The 15,204-nt window shown below is 35.5% G+C and carries 15 protein-coding genes, 2 pseudogenes and 1 riboswitch; of the genes and pseudogenes, 8 read left to right on the top strand and 9 right to left on the bottom strand.

Annotation, left to right across the window (positions count from 1 at the left end; all coding sequences use genetic code 11):
* Positions 1–110 precede the first annotated feature (110 nt).
* The 3 genes from hisS to HX13_RS08880 form a co-directional block, all read right to left on the bottom strand.
* The gene (gene hisS, locus HX13_RS08890; RefSeq protein WP_050020791.1) at positions 111–1,460 is read right to left on the bottom strand and encodes a histidine--tRNA ligase; all 1,350 of its coding nucleotides are present in this window, start codon (positions 1,458–1,460) and stop codon (positions 111–113) included.
* A gap of 201 nt (positions 1,461–1,661) precedes the next feature.
* Positions 1,662–2,117 carry an HRDC domain-containing protein gene (locus HX13_RS08885; RefSeq protein ID WP_228377656.1) on the bottom strand — a complete coding sequence of 152 codons (456 nt, stop codon included), beginning with the start codon at positions 2,115–2,117 and terminating at the stop codon, positions 1,662–1,664.
* A gap of 14 nt (positions 2,118–2,131) precedes the next feature.
* Positions 2,132–2,464, bottom strand: coding sequence for a single-stranded DNA-binding protein (locus tag HX13_RS08880; protein WP_045497669.1), 333 nt, complete (start codon positions 2,462–2,464; stop codon positions 2,132–2,134).
* A gap of 328 nt (positions 2,465–2,792) precedes the next feature.
* Between HX13_RS08880 and HX13_RS08875 the strand changes: the two genes are divergently transcribed.
* On the top strand, positions 2,793–3,149 hold the full coding sequence (locus tag HX13_RS08875; RefSeq protein ID WP_050020789.1) for a helix-turn-helix domain-containing protein: 357 nt from the start codon (positions 2,793–2,795) through the stop codon (positions 3,147–3,149).
* Positions 3,150–3,316: 167 nt separating this feature from the next.
* Here HX13_RS08875 and HX13_RS08870 read toward each other — a convergent pair whose 3' ends face one another.
* Complete coding sequence (locus HX13_RS08870) at positions 3,317–4,342, bottom strand: methyltransferase (RefSeq protein ID WP_050020788.1); 1,026 nt, start codon at positions 4,340–4,342, stop codon at positions 3,317–3,319.
* A 439-nt stretch (positions 4,343–4,781) separates the two neighbouring features.
* On the opposite strand from HX13_RS08870, the gene HX13_RS08865 reads away from it, so the two are divergent.
* The 4 genes and pseudogenes from HX13_RS08865 (at position 4,782) to nudK (ending at position 7,308) form a co-directional block, all read left to right on the top strand.
* Complete coding sequence (locus HX13_RS08865; RefSeq protein WP_050020787.1) at positions 4,782–5,384, top strand: HPP family protein; 603 nt, start codon at positions 4,782–4,784, stop codon at positions 5,382–5,384.
* A gap of 2 nt (positions 5,385–5,386) precedes the next feature.
* A pseudogene (locus HX13_RS08860) lies at positions 5,387–5,756 on the top strand (hypothetical protein).
* Positions 5,757–5,894: 138 nt separating this feature from the next.
* Positions 5,895–6,683: a TIGR01777 family oxidoreductase gene (locus tag HX13_RS08855; protein WP_316931299.1), complete on the top strand. Its 789-nt coding sequence runs from the start codon at positions 5,895–5,897 to the stop codon at positions 6,681–6,683.
* A gap of 43 nt (positions 6,684–6,726) precedes the next feature.
* On the top strand, positions 6,727–7,308 hold the full coding sequence (nudK, locus tag HX13_RS08850) for a GDP-mannose pyrophosphatase NudK (protein WP_050020786.1): 582 nt from the start codon (positions 6,727–6,729) through the stop codon (positions 7,306–7,308).
* 132 nt (positions 7,309–7,440) lie between these two features.
* Here the strand turns inward: nudK and HX13_RS21990 are convergent, their stop codons facing one another.
* Genes HX13_RS21990 through HX13_RS08840 form a run of 4 tightly spaced genes read right to left on the bottom strand, consistent with a single transcriptional unit; the run spans position 7,441 to position 12,218 of the window.
* On the bottom strand, positions 7,441–7,749 hold the full coding sequence (locus HX13_RS21990) for an SEL1-like repeat protein (protein WP_128572297.1): 309 nt from the start codon (positions 7,747–7,749) through the stop codon (positions 7,441–7,443).
* Positions 7,709–8,470 carry a tetratricopeptide repeat protein gene (locus tag HX13_RS21985; RefSeq protein ID WP_128572295.1) on the bottom strand — a complete coding sequence of 254 codons (762 nt, stop codon included), beginning with the start codon at positions 8,468–8,470 and terminating at the stop codon, positions 7,709–7,711. The genes HX13_RS21990 and HX13_RS21985 overlap by 41 nt, the downstream gene beginning before the upstream one ends.
* Positions 8,439–9,902, bottom strand: coding sequence for a WG repeat-containing protein (locus HX13_RS21980; RefSeq protein ID WP_128572293.1), 1,464 nt, complete (start codon positions 9,900–9,902; stop codon positions 8,439–8,441). Before HX13_RS21980 ends, HX13_RS21985 begins: the two co-directional genes overlap by 32 nt.
* Before the next feature lie 15 nt (positions 9,903–9,917).
* Positions 9,918–12,218, bottom strand: a complete 2,301-nt coding sequence (locus HX13_RS08840) for a tetratricopeptide repeat protein (RefSeq protein ID WP_050020785.1) — start codon at positions 12,216–12,218, stop codon at positions 9,918–9,920.
* 238 nt (positions 12,219–12,456) lie between these two features.
* On the opposite strand from HX13_RS08840, the gene HX13_RS08835 reads away from it, so the two are divergent.
* The 3 genes from HX13_RS08835 (at position 12,457) to HX13_RS23920 (ending at position 14,170) form a co-directional block, all read left to right on the top strand.
* Positions 12,457–13,215 carry a hypothetical protein gene (locus HX13_RS08835; RefSeq protein WP_050020784.1) on the top strand — a complete coding sequence of 253 codons (759 nt, stop codon included), beginning with the start codon at positions 12,457–12,459 and terminating at the stop codon, positions 13,213–13,215.
* 195 nt (positions 13,216–13,410) lie between these two features.
* Positions 13,411–13,944, top strand: a complete 534-nt coding sequence (locus HX13_RS08830; protein ID WP_238555191.1) for a hypothetical protein — start codon at positions 13,411–13,413, stop codon at positions 13,942–13,944.
* A complete protein-coding gene (locus HX13_RS23920; protein WP_238555190.1) occupies positions 13,916–14,170 on the top strand; it encodes a hypothetical protein in 255 nt (84 codons plus the stop codon). The genes HX13_RS08830 and HX13_RS23920 overlap by 29 nt, the downstream gene beginning before the upstream one ends.
* Positions 14,171–14,288: 118 nt before the next feature.
* Here the strand turns inward: HX13_RS23920 and HX13_RS08825 are convergent.
* Positions 14,289–14,778, bottom strand: a pseudogene (locus HX13_RS08825) (Lrp/AsnC family transcriptional regulator).
* Positions 14,779–14,907: 129 nt separating this feature from the next.
* Positions 14,908–15,093: riboswitch (cobalamin riboswitch) on the top strand.
* The last annotated feature ends 111 nt before the right edge of the window (positions 15,094–15,204 follow it).

Raw genomic sequence — 15,204 nt, 5'->3', positions numbered from 1 at the left:
GTTTAAAATATTGATTATTGAAATGCTTACCTGCTCCAGGCTCAAAATTATAGTAGCGGCAAATCTCCGATTTGCCGCTACTATAATCATTTTAATATTTTTTAATTGAGTTATCCTAAAAACTCTTCTAAAGAAACGGTTTTCTGTTCTCCGGCTTCCAGGTTTTTAAAGGTAACATTTCCGTTTTTGATTTCCTCTTCTCCCAGGAAAACGAGGTTTTTAATGCCTTTCTTCTCTGCGTAGGTAAATTGTTTATTAATCTTTGCACTTTCAGGATATAATTCTGCTGAGATCCCTTTTGCTCTCAGCTGCATGATTAATTTCAAGGCTTCTGTTGTTTCTTCACCTCCGAAATTAGCAAACAGATATTCTATTTTAGTAGATGCTTCTTCAGGGAAAAGATTAAGCTCTTCCATAACCAGATAAATCCTGTCTAATCCAAAAGAAATTCCTATTCCGGGGATATTTTTCACTCCAAAAACTTCCGTAAGGTTATCATATCTGCCTCCTCCACCAATGGAGCCCATGGCTACTTCGTCTGCTTTTACTTCAAAAATAGCTCCGGTATAATAGTCTAATCCTCTTGCCAGAGTAATATTAAATACAAGATTCTGGCTGTTAACACCCAGGTTTAAAGATTGTGTAAGAACAAATTCTAATTCTTCCACTCCTTTCATACCGATTTCATTGCCTGCAAATTTTTCTTTCAATTGCAGAAGATTTTCCAGGGCATCATCAGATTGTTCAAATAAGAAGTCCAGTTTATCAATAGATTCCTGGGAAATTTCCCTTTCCAATAATTCCTTAACCACTCCTTCTTTCCCGATTTTATCCAGCTTATCCAGAGCTACGGTAAAATCAATCAGTTTATCGGTAATACCTGCATATTCTGCTAATCCGGAAAGGATTTTTCTGTTGTTCATATGAATCGTTACAGGAACTTTTAAATCAGAAAATGATTTCAAATATAACTGAACCAAATCTACTTCCTGGAATAAGCTCTCACTCCCAACTACATCTGCATCGCACTGATAAAATTCTCTGAACCTTCCTTTCTGTGGTCTGTCTGCTCTCCAAACCGGCTGAATCTGGTATCTTTTGAAAGGAAATGTCAATTTCCCATGGTTCATAGCTACAAATCTTGCAAAAGGTACGGTAAGATCATAACGTAAAGCCTTGTCTGAAATCTGAGAGGTAAGTTTCTGATGGTTCTTGTTATCCCAGTCTTCCTGATTTACTTTGGCAGCATATTCTCCTGAATTAAGAATTTTAAAAATCAGACGATCTCCTTCTTCGCCATACTTTCCCGTCAATGTAGAAAGATTTTCAAAGCTTGGAGTCTCTAATGGCTGAAATCCGAATAATTCAAAATTATTCTGTAAAATATTGATGATATATTTTCTTCTGGAAACTTCCTGTGCTGTAAAATCTCTCGTTCCTTTTGCTAAACTTGGCTTCATTTTATAATTGATAAATGATGATAATTAAATTTATTTCGCTTATCTAAAGTAAACTACAAAAAGATGTAAATCATTTTTTTTGAAGGCCTTAGGTTCTTTTTTTGATAAGCATTGCAAAAATAAGGAATTGTGACTTTTTCACAGCAGAAAAGCTGAAGAAATATTCTCTTCAGCTCTTTTCGTTTAATTGAATCTGACAGTTCAGACACTCTCCAGGATTTCCAGTATTTCTTCACCATAATTTTCAATCTTATGTTTTCCGAAACCTTTAATCTCCAGCAATTCTTCTTTTTTAGCGGGTTTATACTTGGCTACAGACATTAATTCCTTATTACTTGCAATAAAGTAAGTTGGCAGATTTTGTTCTCTGGCTTTCTCAGACCGCCAAAGTTTAAGGGCGTTGAGAATCTGTTCTTCATCGTAAGTCAATGAATCATTTTCTGCGGAGTATTTTACAATTTTGGGTTCTTTTACCATATTTTTCACTGGCTTTTGCTCGTCAAAATACAATATAACTGACCAATAACATTCGTCGTTTACAAAAGCAGTTTCTACTTTTATAATCTCGTTTCCTTCCAGAAAATCATCAAGCATTTTCTGATCTTTGTAGAGAAATTCTTCCGGAAGTCTGATCTTAAAAACTTTTACTTTCATCATTTGAGTTCTTAGAATTATTTACCTCCTAACAACAGGATCTCATCTACTCTAATTTCCGTAATGTAACGCTTTACACCATCCTTATCGTCATAAGACCTGTATGTAAGCTTACCTTCAATGGCAATTTCTTTTCCTTTAGGGACATACTTTTCCATAATTTCTGCAACTTTCCCGAAAGCAATCAGATTGTGCCATTGTGTTTCTTCTACTTTTTCACCTTTAGCATTGGTGTAGTGATCACTGGTGGCTAAAGATACACTTGCTTTTACATTTCCATTTTCGAAGTTTACCATTTCAACTTCTTTACCTGTGTAACCAATTAATGTTACTTTGTTTCTTAGTGACATAACGTTTAGATTTTAAAATTAATAATTCAGATAAGAGACGTTCACTGCTTTCTCAAATCTCTGTTGCAAAGTTTGCGATCTCACCTAAAAACAGTCGGTTATAAACTATTTAAATTCATTTGTAGTCGTTTGCGGTCGGATATGTAAAATTAAAATTGTTTAGTAATACTTATTTTCTACAGAAAAAAAAATATTGATACAGTTTGAAAATAAGAGCAATAATATGAACTTACTCAGGAATAATAAATTTTATTTTTCATGATAAAAATTTTTAAAGCCCCCTATTTTTTATAAGTTATTTTTTGCAAATTTGTAAAAAACGTCTAACATGCAAAAAGAAAAATTACGCACAGTACGAAAAAGAAAGGGCTATACTCAACAACAAATGGCTGATATAATACCCACTGATGTTTCCAATTATAGCAGAAAAGAAAGCGGTGCTGTATCGATAACACAAGCGGAATGGACTAAGATTGCTAATTTTTTAGATGTTCCTGTTGATGAAATTTATGAAGAGGATGAAGCAAACGTTATTGTAAATAATCCGGTTTTTAATGATAACACACAAGCTAATGTTGGGAATAATAATGCTACCATTAATAATGAGTTAAGCATAGAAATCATTAAAAATCTACAGGAATACATCAGCCTGCTAAAAGAGGAAATCAATAGACTGAAGAAGTAACAGTAAGACTATTCTTTCCACCTAATGATGACTGATACTAAGATATATTAAATCAGGATAGAAGATGTTCTATCCTGATTTTCTTTTTAACTAAGAATACCTTAGATTGTAAAGGATAAGCTAAATAGATTTCCTGTTTTTTGCTAAAAGATTTTGGTACTTATATTTTATATCTTTTCACATTCCACAATGCTTTTACTTTGCGTGCCTATATCAACAAGCCGGGTAAACTTTAATCCTGCTTTTTGTATAAGTTGCTTAAATTCATCTAAAGTTCTTTCTCTTCCTGTGAGGCAGGCCATCATTACAATATCCAACAGTTTTGCAAGATGAGGTTGGTTCCGGGAATCATCAGGAATTACCCCATCAATAATTAATAATTTTGCTCCTTTTGGCATTGCTTCATAACATACTTTCAGAATCCGGATACACTCCTCATCATTCCAATCATGGATAATCCACTTCATAGTATACAGATCTCCACCTGCAGGAACTTTATCAAAGAAACTCCCGGTAGCAGTTGAACATCTGTTTTTTAAATTTTCAGGAATTAATTCAACAGTTTTTTCTATAACATGAGCTTCATCGAAGATAACTCCGGAACTTTCAGGAGCCGATTTGAGCATAGCATACATCATCACCCCATTGCCACCTCCAATATCTACGATGGTTTTATAAGGCTTAAAATCATAGTTTCCGATAATTCCCTGCAATTCCATATTGGATAGTCCTGTCATTCCTCTTCCGAAATTGGCAGCCAGTTCAGGATACTTTTTATAATACTCCCAAAGATTCATTCCGTACACATGCTCGAAAGGAACCTTACCTTCTTTCACAGTACGGGTAAGCTCTCCAAAACCCGGAAAATGTTCACCCATATTGGCCAGCACAAAATCTTTTACGGTTCCGGGAACATCCGTCTGCAAGGCCGCCCCCAAATCATTCATAATAAAGGTTTTGTTTTCAAGTTCTTCAAAAATCCCGACACTGCTTAATGCCCTCATGATTCTGTAAAGTGCTTTTTCATCAGATTGAGTTTCTTTCGCCAGAAGAGAAATTGTTTTGGGGGCCTCTGACAGCAGGTCTGCAATGTTTAATTCTGCTGCTGTTTTTACACAACCGGAGATCCACATACCACCCAATACTTCAAACATTTTTAAAGTAAATTCCGGTTTTACGGCTTGTTTTTCCATAGTAATAGTTTTTGAATTGGCTTTAATAATAATTTACAATTAATCAATTTATAACAATTACATGAAAATAATATTTTTTATTCAAAATATTCAATGAAATTATTTAAACTTCACACAACCGCAAAAGTAACAAAGAGTTTTTTTTTAAAACACTTCAGTTCACGTAAGGAAGTTTAAAATAATTCTGTAGAAAGTTTACTTAATTATTATGCATAAAGTTTGGATTTAGTAAATCTATTGTGGTTTAAAATAATTAATCTAAAAATTTAAACAGCTTCAACATTAAACAACTTATTTCATACAACAATTTTATCTGCTCATTCATATTATATTTTTTATTTTAAAAAAACTGTTACCAACGCAAGACGATCCATTTACAAATGGATAATTCTGTATCTTTGTTTTATAAATCAATCTATAAAGTAAAGAAGAACATCCAATGAAGAAGACAATAAAAAGAACATACAGGGTCTCGAAATATGTAATCTATAGAGAAACACTTGTTGATTACAAGGAGCATTTCTGGTCATTTTTGGGAGCTTTTTTCGGGATTGGACTGATTGCTTTTATACAGTCTCATTCTTTAGCAGAAACGGAAAATATATTTCTGATCGGTTCTTTCGGAGCGTCCAGTGTTCTTATTTATGGAGCCATTCAAAGCCCATTGGCCCAGCCGAGGAATCTGGTGGGCGGGCATGTTCTTTCAGCATTGGCCGGGGTTACCGTTTATCAGCTTGTACCGGATATTATCTGGCTTTCTGCGCCGTTGGCAGTAGCCTTTTCCATAGTATTGATGCAGTATACCAAAACACTGCATCCACCAGGGGGAGCAACAGCTCTGATTGCGGTAAGTTCTACCGGAAAAATCCCGGAATTAGGATATTGGTACGTTATCTCTCCTGTTTTATCAGGATGTATTATCCTGCTGCTTGTGGCTTTATTTTTCAACAATATAACGCCCAACAGGAGTTATCCTTCACACAGCAGGTTTATAAGATTGTTAAAGAAAAAACATGCTCATGGACACAAAGTGAAAAAATAAATATGATGAATTGCCTGGAATGTGGCGAAAAAAATTATCGGGAGGTCTGATAAAAAATTCTGCAATGATGCCTGCCGGAATGCCTATAACAATAAGCAGAACAAAGATTCTACCAATCTGATGCGGAATGTCAATAATAAGCTCCGCAAAAATTATCGTATCCTAAAAGAAATAAATACGGACGGAAAAACAAAAATTACAAAATCCAGACTCGACAATTTAGGTTTCGATTTTGATTATTTTACCAATCTGAAAGTTTATAAAAATGGCTCTGAATACAGATTTATTTATGATTACGGCTATAAACTTTTAGAAGAAGACTTTGTTCTGATTGTTAAAAAATCAAATATAAATGTTCACCTTATCACCTAAATATTATGAAAGAAAATGTTTTGATTACCGGCGCCGGAGGACTGATTGCACAGGAACTGGCTAAAAAGATTGAGCATGAATACAATGTAAGATTTCTCACCCGTAAGAAAAAAACGACCTAATGAATATGAATGGAATATTGAGAATGGAAGTATAGATGAAGCTGCTTTTGAAAATCTATCCCACATTATTCATCTGGCTGGTGCTAATATTTCAGAAAAAAGATGGACAAAGGAAAGAAAAAGAGTTCTGATTTCCAGCAGGATTGACTCTGCAAAATTGCTGTCTGATACTTTAAAAAAGAAAAACATCAGGCTTAAATCCTTTATTTCAGCTTCCGGCATCAACTTTTACGGAACAAAAACCGAAGAAAAAATATATGAAGAAAATGATTCTCCGGGAAACGACTTTTTAAGTGAGATAGTCGTTTTATGGGAGAAAGCTGCCGATCATTTTAAAGAGCAGCATCTTGCTGAAAGGGTTGTTAAAATACGAACAGCTGTTGTCCTGAGTGAAAAAGAGGGCGCGTTGAAGAAAATGGTCCGTCCCATTCGATACTATATAGGATCTCCTCTGGGAAGTGGCAAACAATATATGCCATGGATTCATATTGAAGACATCTGTTACACCTATGAATTTGCCCTGAAGAATACTGCCGTTGATGGTGCTTATAATGCAGCCTCACCGCAGCATATTACCAACCGCGATTTAACAAAAGAAATTGCTCATGTTCTTAAGAAACCTTTACTTTTGCCTAATGTTCCCGGATTTATTTTAAAGCTTATGTTCGGGGAATTGGCTACAGCAATACTGGAAGGGTCACGGGCCTCTTCTCTTAAGATTCAGAAGGAGGGTTTTCGTTTTAAATTTCCGGATCTGAATGATGCATTATCTGATTTATTACAAGAAAGGGAGCCAAAAAGATAAGAATTAATCAAAAACAAGTCTGACGACATAACATAAAGATTCCATGCAAAATCCTAATATTACCATTCTAAAAACTGAAATTTTATCAGATAACTGGTACACCTTAAATAAAGTAACCTATAGTATTCTAAAAAAAGACGGAACAACTGAAACACATAGCAGAGAAGCATATGACAGAGGAAACGGAGCTGTTATTCTTTTGTATAATACCCAATCTAAAACTGTTGTTCTGACAAGACAATTCCGTTTGCCGACTTACATTAACGGAAATGCTTCCGGAATGCTTATTGAAGCCTGTGCCGGGCTTTTAGACAATGATAATCCTGAAGATTGCATCAAACGGGAAACGGAAGAAGAAACAGGATATAAAATTTCCAAGGTTGAAAAGGTGTTTGAAGCCTATATGTCTCCCGGTTCCGTAACGGAAATCCTACATTTTTTCATTGCTGAATATTCTAATGAAATGAAAGTGGCAGACGGTGGCGGACTTGCAGAAGAGGGTGAAAATATTGAAGTTCTGGAGCTTCCTTTTGAAGAAACACTGACAATGATTGACAGTGGGGATATAAATGATGCTAAAACAATTATGCTTTTGCAACACCTGCGTATAAAAGGAATTTTGTAAGCTCTGGCATACTATATTTGTAATTAATAACCCGGTATTATAAAAACCTTTGCCATTCCACTGTCGGATTAGTTTGGAATGGCAAAAGCTCTGTTCATTTATAGTAATGATGATATAAAAAATAAATGTTGCTTACAGCTCCATATCATTCTCTTCACCAAATCTCTTCCAGTACTGATATTTCTCCGGATCAGTAAAGACCGGATCTTCTTTATAAAAATATAAAAGCCTGCTTAACGCCGTAGTGTAATAGCCGTATTCCAGCGATTTTTCGTAGTATTTAATTGCTTTTTTAGAGTTCATCTTTACTCCCAGCCCTTCGTCATACATGATTCCGTAATAGATATTGGAATAGGTATTTTCTTTGTCTTTTCTTAAATACCGCTGAAGATTGTCATAATCACTTTTTCTGGTAATAGATTTCAGCGATCTTCTCATCATTAAAATAGAATTTCTTTTCTGCCTGTTTATAGTATTCTAAAGCAAGATCATAATCCTGCAGTACATACTCGCCGTAAAAATACAGAAGTCCAAGATTCTGCATGGCCAGCCCTTCTCCTGATTCTGCAGATTTTTTGAAGCATTTCAACGCTTTTTTAATATCCTGAGGATAGCCAATACCATTCTGATAATGATAGCCCAGGTTATTCCATGCAATGGCGTGATTCTTGGCAGCTGCTTTTTCATAGAGGGCGAGCCCTTTTTCCAGGTCATAAAACTCAGGGTAATCATCGTGAACATAAATATACCCGAGTTCCACCATCATGTCTGTATTTCCCCGGCTCACACCTATTTCATATAATCTTACAGCTTCTTCAATTTTTCCTTCATTGATATATTCTTCAGCCCGTGACATCAGGGTTGCGTCATCAAAATATTTCTCATAGCCTGCGCCCTTTCTTTCCGTCCAACCTTTATAAAAATCAAGAAAATATTTTTGATCTTTTCCGCGAAGGTTATGTCTTTTTTCATACAAAGCTCCCAGCTGGTTATCTGAAACCTGATGTAATTGTCTTTTGGTGTCCAATATAAACATTTGCTCGCCTTTATAAAGACAAAGCATCTGTTCATTATACTCTATTCCTTCACCGATATAATCATAGATGCTGCTTTGAGTATCAGTTTTCTGATCAAAATAAAACATTCCGTCTGAAGTAGTCACACGGAAAATTTCTTCCCGGCAGGATTCTATTTTTTTTATATTCTTTAGAGGAAGGCAACAGCCAACGGTCTTCAGCAGCGTTATATAAGCCCCAGCCGTTTTCATCAGACAGCAGGAATACATTTTTCATAAACTGGACAAACCAATCCCTGTGAATGTTTTCGATGGTATGTGTTTGTAACCTGAATTCACCGGATTTTATATCATAGATGTACCATTTCTTGGCTTTCCTGTAGGCAAAAGAAGTATAATAATCCAGAAGCATTATGGTGTCTATTTCAGTATCCAGAAGACTTCCATCTGATTTAATAATACTGATTTTTTTCTGAAATTTGTTTGGTTTAACCCAATAATATCCTTCTCCAATTTCACTCAATACATCTTCAGGATGCTCTCCTAAAAAGACCCCTTCAAATGTGTAAAAGGCTTTTTTGGATGTTCCTTTCAACGAACGATAGACCAATCCTGAATAATTAAACTCGAAAGGTTCATCAAAGCCCTCTTCAATAACACGTTTATTGGAAACATCAATGAGATAAAACTTATCCTCTTTTTTAGCATTAAAAAGGTAGACATGTCTTAACATTTCAAGATCTTCATATTCACAAGGGATTACAATTTCCCCTGTTTCAATATTAAGTAACCCACATTTTTGATCTATTTCTATAATTCCATAATTTTTATTACCGATAAAAAGAGAATCATAAGCTTCTTCATAAATACATTCAATAAGGACCTTCCCATCATTTCTCAGGTAACCATATTTACCATTTTTCTGTGCTACTGCAATTCCTTCTTCACTAAAAGCGAAGATCTCTTCATAAACCGGCGGAGTGATGATATTGCCTTTTTTGTCCTTCAATCCCCAAAGGCCATTGTCTTCAAAAGTTTCTGAAATATCTTTATATAAATCTTCATTCCAGTAACCCAAACCATAGTCAATCCAGTCTGTTTCCAGCATTTCTAAAAAAGATCCATAACCGCTTCTGGTTATGATTTCTTTTTCCAGCCAGCCCAGATCCTGCTTGGCCATAGCTTTATCATACAACTTACTTCTTTCCTTAATTTCAAATACCCAGTTTCTGGCCTGATCGGAATGTTTTTCATCACTCATATTGAAGACATCCCATCCATTGATGACGAAGGTATCATAAGGAAGATTATCCAGCATTTCAAACATTTTGTTAACGGGTTCATAGTATGCTTTTTTGTAAAGCAACTGATAATGTTCGCCCAGCAACTGATAGAATGATTTTAACCTTTCTACTCCATTAATTTTATCAAAATACAGAAGTTTTCCTTTTGCTCTTGGATCACACGAGAATAAAGGAAGGAGCAATTCCGGGATCTCGTAATTCCATTCCCCCAGGTAGTATGGATACTGCTCTCCTGTTTTGGAATCTATATTATAAACGTAAAGACGATGTGCCATTTTTTGCTCTAGTGATTAAAATCCGAATTTAGAAAACAGTCCCGGTTTTTTCCATGAAGCTTTATATTCATCCGCAACAGGATCATAATCTGCAACCGAACGCACCTGATCCAATATGGCATGCGCTTCTTTCAAATTGCCGGACTGATACAAAACAACTGCTTTTGATAGCTCAACACTTTCCACAAGATCGTCATAGCCCCATCCTTCAGCATTATAAATAGTATTGAATCGGTCTGCGAGGGATAAAGTCTGCTCTTTATTGTTAAGTTTTTCATACACTCTTACTCCATAGCTTAACCAAAGCACATATTCTTCGGGATCCATGGCTTCTTCACATTCAGCATCATACTCACTGAAAACAGAAGCTGCTTCCTGGTAATTTCCCTGAAGAAAATCACTTTTCACGATCATATAAATAGTTTTTGCTTTATCAAAAGCATCTAAAAGGAATTCCTTTTTATTTTCAAGGTATCTTTTCGCTGCTAAGGCTACTTTTCCATAGTTTTCCTCTTCATTATAAATCTGCATCAAGGCGTACTGAGGATTCGGTTCCTGTGGAAAACGTTCTGCCATCCCTTCATAATGAGCTTTTCTGACAGGAAGTTCCTGGCTGTCCAGATGTTGAAATAAAATACCTTCCAATATATTTTTACCGGCTTCCAGATCTCTGTAGTCATAATCATCAATTTCAGGATTCTCTACCGTATGCTGATAGGCATAGGTAAGAACTTCTTCTGCTTCTTTATAAACATCATCAGTTCCCAGTAATGCATGAAGCTGAACCTGACGTGCTCTGTTGTAAAGGCTTTTATAAAAATAATCTTCGGATTCTCCGTATAAGCTGAAATAATTATTCAGTGCTTCTTCTGCCCTTTCATAATTTCCTCCATTCAGCAGAGCATCAATCAAAGTCAGGTGAAGTTCCATAAACTCTGAATATCTGAGTCCTTCAGAAGCAGTCTCTATTGCTGCCTGATAATCTCCCAGCAACGAATGCTTAATGGCTAAATTGTTACAACACATCGCCCTGGTATGCAGATCGTTATAATAATCACTCTCAAACTTACCTTCCTCAAAATATTTTCGGAATGCTTCATGTGCCTGCTCATATACGATCCGGCCAGCTTCATGCCATTTCAGTTTATCGCTTTCATCTTCTAATACATCTATAAACTCGTTCACCATAACCCCTTCGTTGTAAATGTCTGTCGGATCATCAGAAAATACAGGGATTTCGGATGGCAGGGTTCCATTCAAAAGATATTCTGATTCTACTTTTCTTCTCCAGGCCGTAGTATTGGATGATAATTGCACAGCTTTTTCCAATAAAGGAATAGCTTCAGCATAGCGCTCGTTTTCATACAGGAATGTACCCGCAAAATGATATCCTGAGAACAGTTCCGGACGGGAATTGATCACTTCAAGAGCATGATAGTAGTAAAAGTCCGGGGAAAGGTTCAGCAGATCACAATAATTTCTTTCAATAATGAGCTGATAATAGAAAACATCAGGGTTATTAAATCCGTTTTGAATGAGTTTCGCAAAACGCTGGTGCCATTCTGCCAGTTTCTCATGAATATGAACTGCTGAATTTTCACCATTAATTGCCTTTAGCATCATTTTAAGTGAAAGATCGGGTGCATTATTTTCAAATGCAATATCGGCAAGATTGATAAAATCATATTCATTACGGCTCACAAAAGTAGCATGTTCTTTATCAATAAGTGCTGTAAGTTCCTCTCCTGAAATCATTTTTGTACGGTCCAGTAAATAGATCTTTTTAATCCAGAAAAGCGAGGTGTTTTTGTTCCTGATCTCACGGTTATCAGCATCTGCTTTCTGAAAATGATATATTCCGGCTTCAAGACTGTTCAAAAGCGCTTTATTTTCTTCAAGGGATTCATATATTTTAGCCAAAAAGTCATAGCCATATCCTACATAATCCCGGTCTTCCAGCATACGTTCCGCATACCCTATAAATTCCCCCTTATTTTCCTGGGTGATATGTTTTTTGCTTCTGGCTATCTGCATCAGGTTATATTCATTGCCTAAAGGATAATCCAGAATATTGTATAGTGCTTTTTGATTATTTGGGTTTAGATGCAGGATTCTGCGCAGGTAAGGTATTACATGATCCCTGATGGCGTCGTACACTGCTTCATGTCCGTCATAATAAACGATGTCATGGTAAGCAACTGCCATTAAAAATAAAACCTCTTCATCTTCCGGGTGGGATAATAAGTAGTGTTCTCCTTCTGCAATACACTGCTCCAGGTCTCCCCTGTAAAACAGTTGTTCTAAGTTTTCGTACATTAATATTTTGTTTTATAATTCTATCGTTGCATTTCCTGGAAACAGGACCAGGTTTACTTTGTGTACGCAAAATAATAAAAAAAACAAAACTAAAAACACATAAAAGCTCTTTAAAATCTATAAAATTTAAGTATACGATTTTATCTGACGAAATATATTCTGAAAATAAAACCTTAATTTTGTCCGGAATATACTCTGCGGTTATCAGATCAGAATCCGCTTCCTTACAATAATTCATATGAAAAAAACAATAATCGGTTTTTCTTTATTGCTATCAGCTGTTGCTTATGGACAAAAGACTTCTGTTAAGAAAAGTCCATTGGTTCTTTACAATTATCAAACCTTTGGATGTGATGTCAAGGGGTATTATGATCCTGCACGATATAAAAAAGAAGAGATAGATGGTACCTATAAGCTTTTATATCCTCTGGCCCTGTCCCCGTTTTCTTCTCTTATTGTTTTTAATCCTGTAAAATTAGATAAAGTCAGGAAAAACAACACTCAGCTTTTACAACAAGCTGAAAAAGAATACCTGGGAAGAAAAAAGGAGCTTAATAATCTCAGATTCATTGATCTCCCTATATGGAAAAAACAGCGTGACGAATCTGTTCAGCTTCTCGAAAACGAATATCAGCTTACCAAAGCCCTGCTCATGGGCTATACTGACCCGCAATCTCTTCAGAATACTAAGTTTTACAATACCTGTAGAGAATATATTGATGCAATGACTGCTCAGGATAAGCAGAAAATGCACCTCGTATGGAAGAGCTTATCTGAACCTAAAAAAAATGAAGATTCTTATTCCGGAACAAACGACACCTTTAATGCTAAATGGAATGACCCGCGAAAAGATGATTATGCACTCATCGATCTTATGAATGCCTTTAATAATTGCGCAAACCATAGTTTCAGACCCAAAGCTGATGAAGAGAACATTTTATTGAAAACTTTCGAAAAGGTTTTCATACAACTGAAAAGAGATTGTGACGAACCATAAGGATAGAATTATAATGTAACCTCCTGATTTTTAACAAAAAATTCACTCAAAACAACAATAGACATTAAAAAAATTATCAAAGTGAGAAAATAAACATATAAAGTTGGTCTAATCCTTTAATTTTCAAATTTAAAGCCTTAATTTTGAAGCAAAATAGCAAATCCGGATTCTTCAACTACTATGTACATGAAAAAAATGATGGTTGGGCTTTCTTTAGCCTTATCTGTTACTACTATATGCGGGCAGAAAACTCCTGCAAAAAACAACAATCTTACCCCTTACAATTATCAGACTTTCAATTGTGATAACAAAGGATATTTTGATTCTACCAAATATAAGAAAGAGGAAATAGACGGTGTGAATAAACTTCTGTATCAATTCAATGGAGTTCAATTTGATATCCAGCCTGTATTTAAACTTTCCAACCTTGAAGAAATCCGTAAAAACAAAGAGGAATATTTACAGCAATTAGAAAAACAATATCAGGAAAAGAAAAAAGAGCTTTACAGCCTTGAAGTCATCAATCTCCCTATGTGGAAAAAACTACAACAGGAAACCATTATGTCTTTTGAGAATGAATATCAGCTGAATAAGGAAGAAATTCTCGCTTATTCTGATCCCTCCACTCTTAAAGACAGTAAATTTTACAGCACCTGCAAAGAGCACATTGATGCAATCTCTTCTCCTGACCGAGAAAAAAATGTTTGCTGCATGGAAAGCCTATATTGAGCTTAAAAGTAAGAATAATGCTGATCCCAAAGGCGTAATGGCAAGATTCAATGCTAAAATGAATGATCCCCAGAAAGAAGATTATGCACTGATCGACATGATCGGGCTAAGCTTTCACAACTGTGCCAACAGCAGTTTCAGGCCTAAACGTGATGATGAGGGAAATGCCTATAAAGATTTTGATAAAATTTTTACAAAGCTGAAGAAAAATTGTGATGAGCCATAAGGTTGATTAAATAATAAAACTAAATGACAGTACACCATTGGGTACTGTTTTTTATTTGATAATATGAGGATTGAATTATAGGATCCATCTCGAAGTTTTCGCGTTGACAAATTCAATACTATATCGAAACCCCATGCGTATTCTTCACCTCCGCCATCACAAAAGTACTATGGGTGCTCCCGATAGAATCCACCGACCCAAGCTTATTGAATACAAAATCCTGATAATGCCTCATATCTCTTACCTGAACTTTTAGCAGAAAATCAAAATCACCGGAAATATTATAACATTCTGCTACTTCTTCAATTTGAATAATATCTTTTACAAAGCTGTTTCCGATAGCCCGGTCATGGATCTTTAATTTAACCTGGCAAAAAACAGTAAATCCGCGGTTCAGCTTTTCAGCTTCCAAAACGGCAGCATAGTGTTTAATATACCCTTCCTGCTCCAGTCTTTTTACCCGCTCAAAAACAGGTGATGGTGAGAGATTAACTTCTTTCGCAAGCTCTTTTACAGTTAATTTCGCATTTTTTTTGAAGGATTCTCAGCAGCTGGAGATCCTTATCATCCAATCTATCCACAGAATAATATTCTTTTTTTACTGACATTTTTTCAAATGTACAGAATATTTATCTTTTAAAAAAACATAAAATAAAAATATCATCCTTAATTTTCATCAAATACCCAATCAATTATCTTAAATAAATATCTTTACACCCTATTTTGTTCTTTATAATACTTCATCAAACGGAAAAGGTTTTACGTAAGGTAAATTAATAGGGAATCATGTGTAAATCATGAGCTGTCGCGCAACTGTAATCAGCATACCAAAAGTTCTGTCCCGGATATCCACTGCCAAAGAGCGGGAAGGATGACAGATACTGCTGTAAGCCAGGAGACCTGCCTGTTCTGAATTGACAATGCTTTCGCGGTTTGAGGCTTCGGGTCATACAGATGATACATTTTGAACGTATTCCACCGTTAACAGGAAATTTACGTCCTTTTTGTATCCTGTCCTCTTTACAAGCTTCCTG

Origin of the sequence: Chryseobacterium sp. P1-3, assembly GCF_000738495.1 — a bacterium.
GTDB classification, from domain to species: Bacteria; Bacteroidota; Bacteroidia; order Flavobacteriales; family Weeksellaceae; genus Chryseobacterium; species Chryseobacterium gallinarum.
Note: the sequence above shows the minus strand (reverse complement) of the source record. Positions and strands in the feature narration are given on the sequence as shown.

Excerpts from the sequence above, each read along its gene's own strand:
- hisS (WP_050020791.1), bottom strand. The coding sequence starts at position 1,460 with ATGAAGCCAAGTTTAGCAAAAGGAACGAGAGATTTTACAGCACAGGAA.
- HX13_RS08885 (WP_228377656.1), bottom strand. The coding sequence starts at position 2,117 with ATGATGAAAGTAAAAGTTTTTAAGATCAGACTTCCGGAAGAATTTCTC.
- HX13_RS08880 (WP_045497669.1), bottom strand. The coding sequence starts at position 2,464 with ATGTCACTAAGAAACAAAGTAACATTAATTGGTTACACAGGTAAAGAA.
- HX13_RS08875 (WP_050020789.1), top strand. The coding sequence starts at position 2,793 with ATGCAAAAAGAAAAATTACGCACAGTACGAAAAAGAAAGGGCTATACT.
- HX13_RS08870 (WP_050020788.1), bottom strand. The coding sequence starts at position 4,342 with ATGGAAAAACAAGCCGTAAAACCGGAATTTACTTTAAAAATGTTTGAA.
- HX13_RS08865 (WP_050020787.1), top strand. The coding sequence starts at position 4,782 with ATGAAGAAGACAATAAAAAGAACATACAGGGTCTCGAAATATGTAATC.
- nudK (WP_050020786.1), top strand. The coding sequence starts at position 6,727 with ATGCAAAATCCTAATATTACCATTCTAAAAACTGAAATTTTATCAGAT.
- HX13_RS21990 (WP_128572297.1), bottom strand. The coding sequence starts at position 7,749 with ATGATGAGAAGATCGCTGAAATCTATTACCAGAAAAAGTGATTATGAC.
- HX13_RS21980 (WP_128572293.1), bottom strand. The coding sequence starts at position 9,902 with ATGGCACATCGTCTTTACGTTTATAATATAGATTCCAAAACAGGAGAG.
- HX13_RS08840 (WP_050020785.1), bottom strand. The coding sequence starts at position 12,218 with ATGTACGAAAACTTAGAACAACTGTTTTACAGGGGAGACCTGGAGCAG.
- HX13_RS08835 (WP_050020784.1), top strand. The coding sequence starts at position 12,457 with ATGAAAAAAACAATAATCGGTTTTTCTTTATTGCTATCAGCTGTTGCT.
- HX13_RS08830 (WP_238555191.1), top strand. The coding sequence starts at position 13,411 with ATGATGGTTGGGCTTTCTTTAGCCTTATCTGTTACTACTATATGCGGG.
- HX13_RS23920 (WP_238555190.1), top strand. The coding sequence starts at position 13,916 with ATGTTTGCTGCATGGAAAGCCTATATTGAGCTTAAAAGTAAGAATAAT.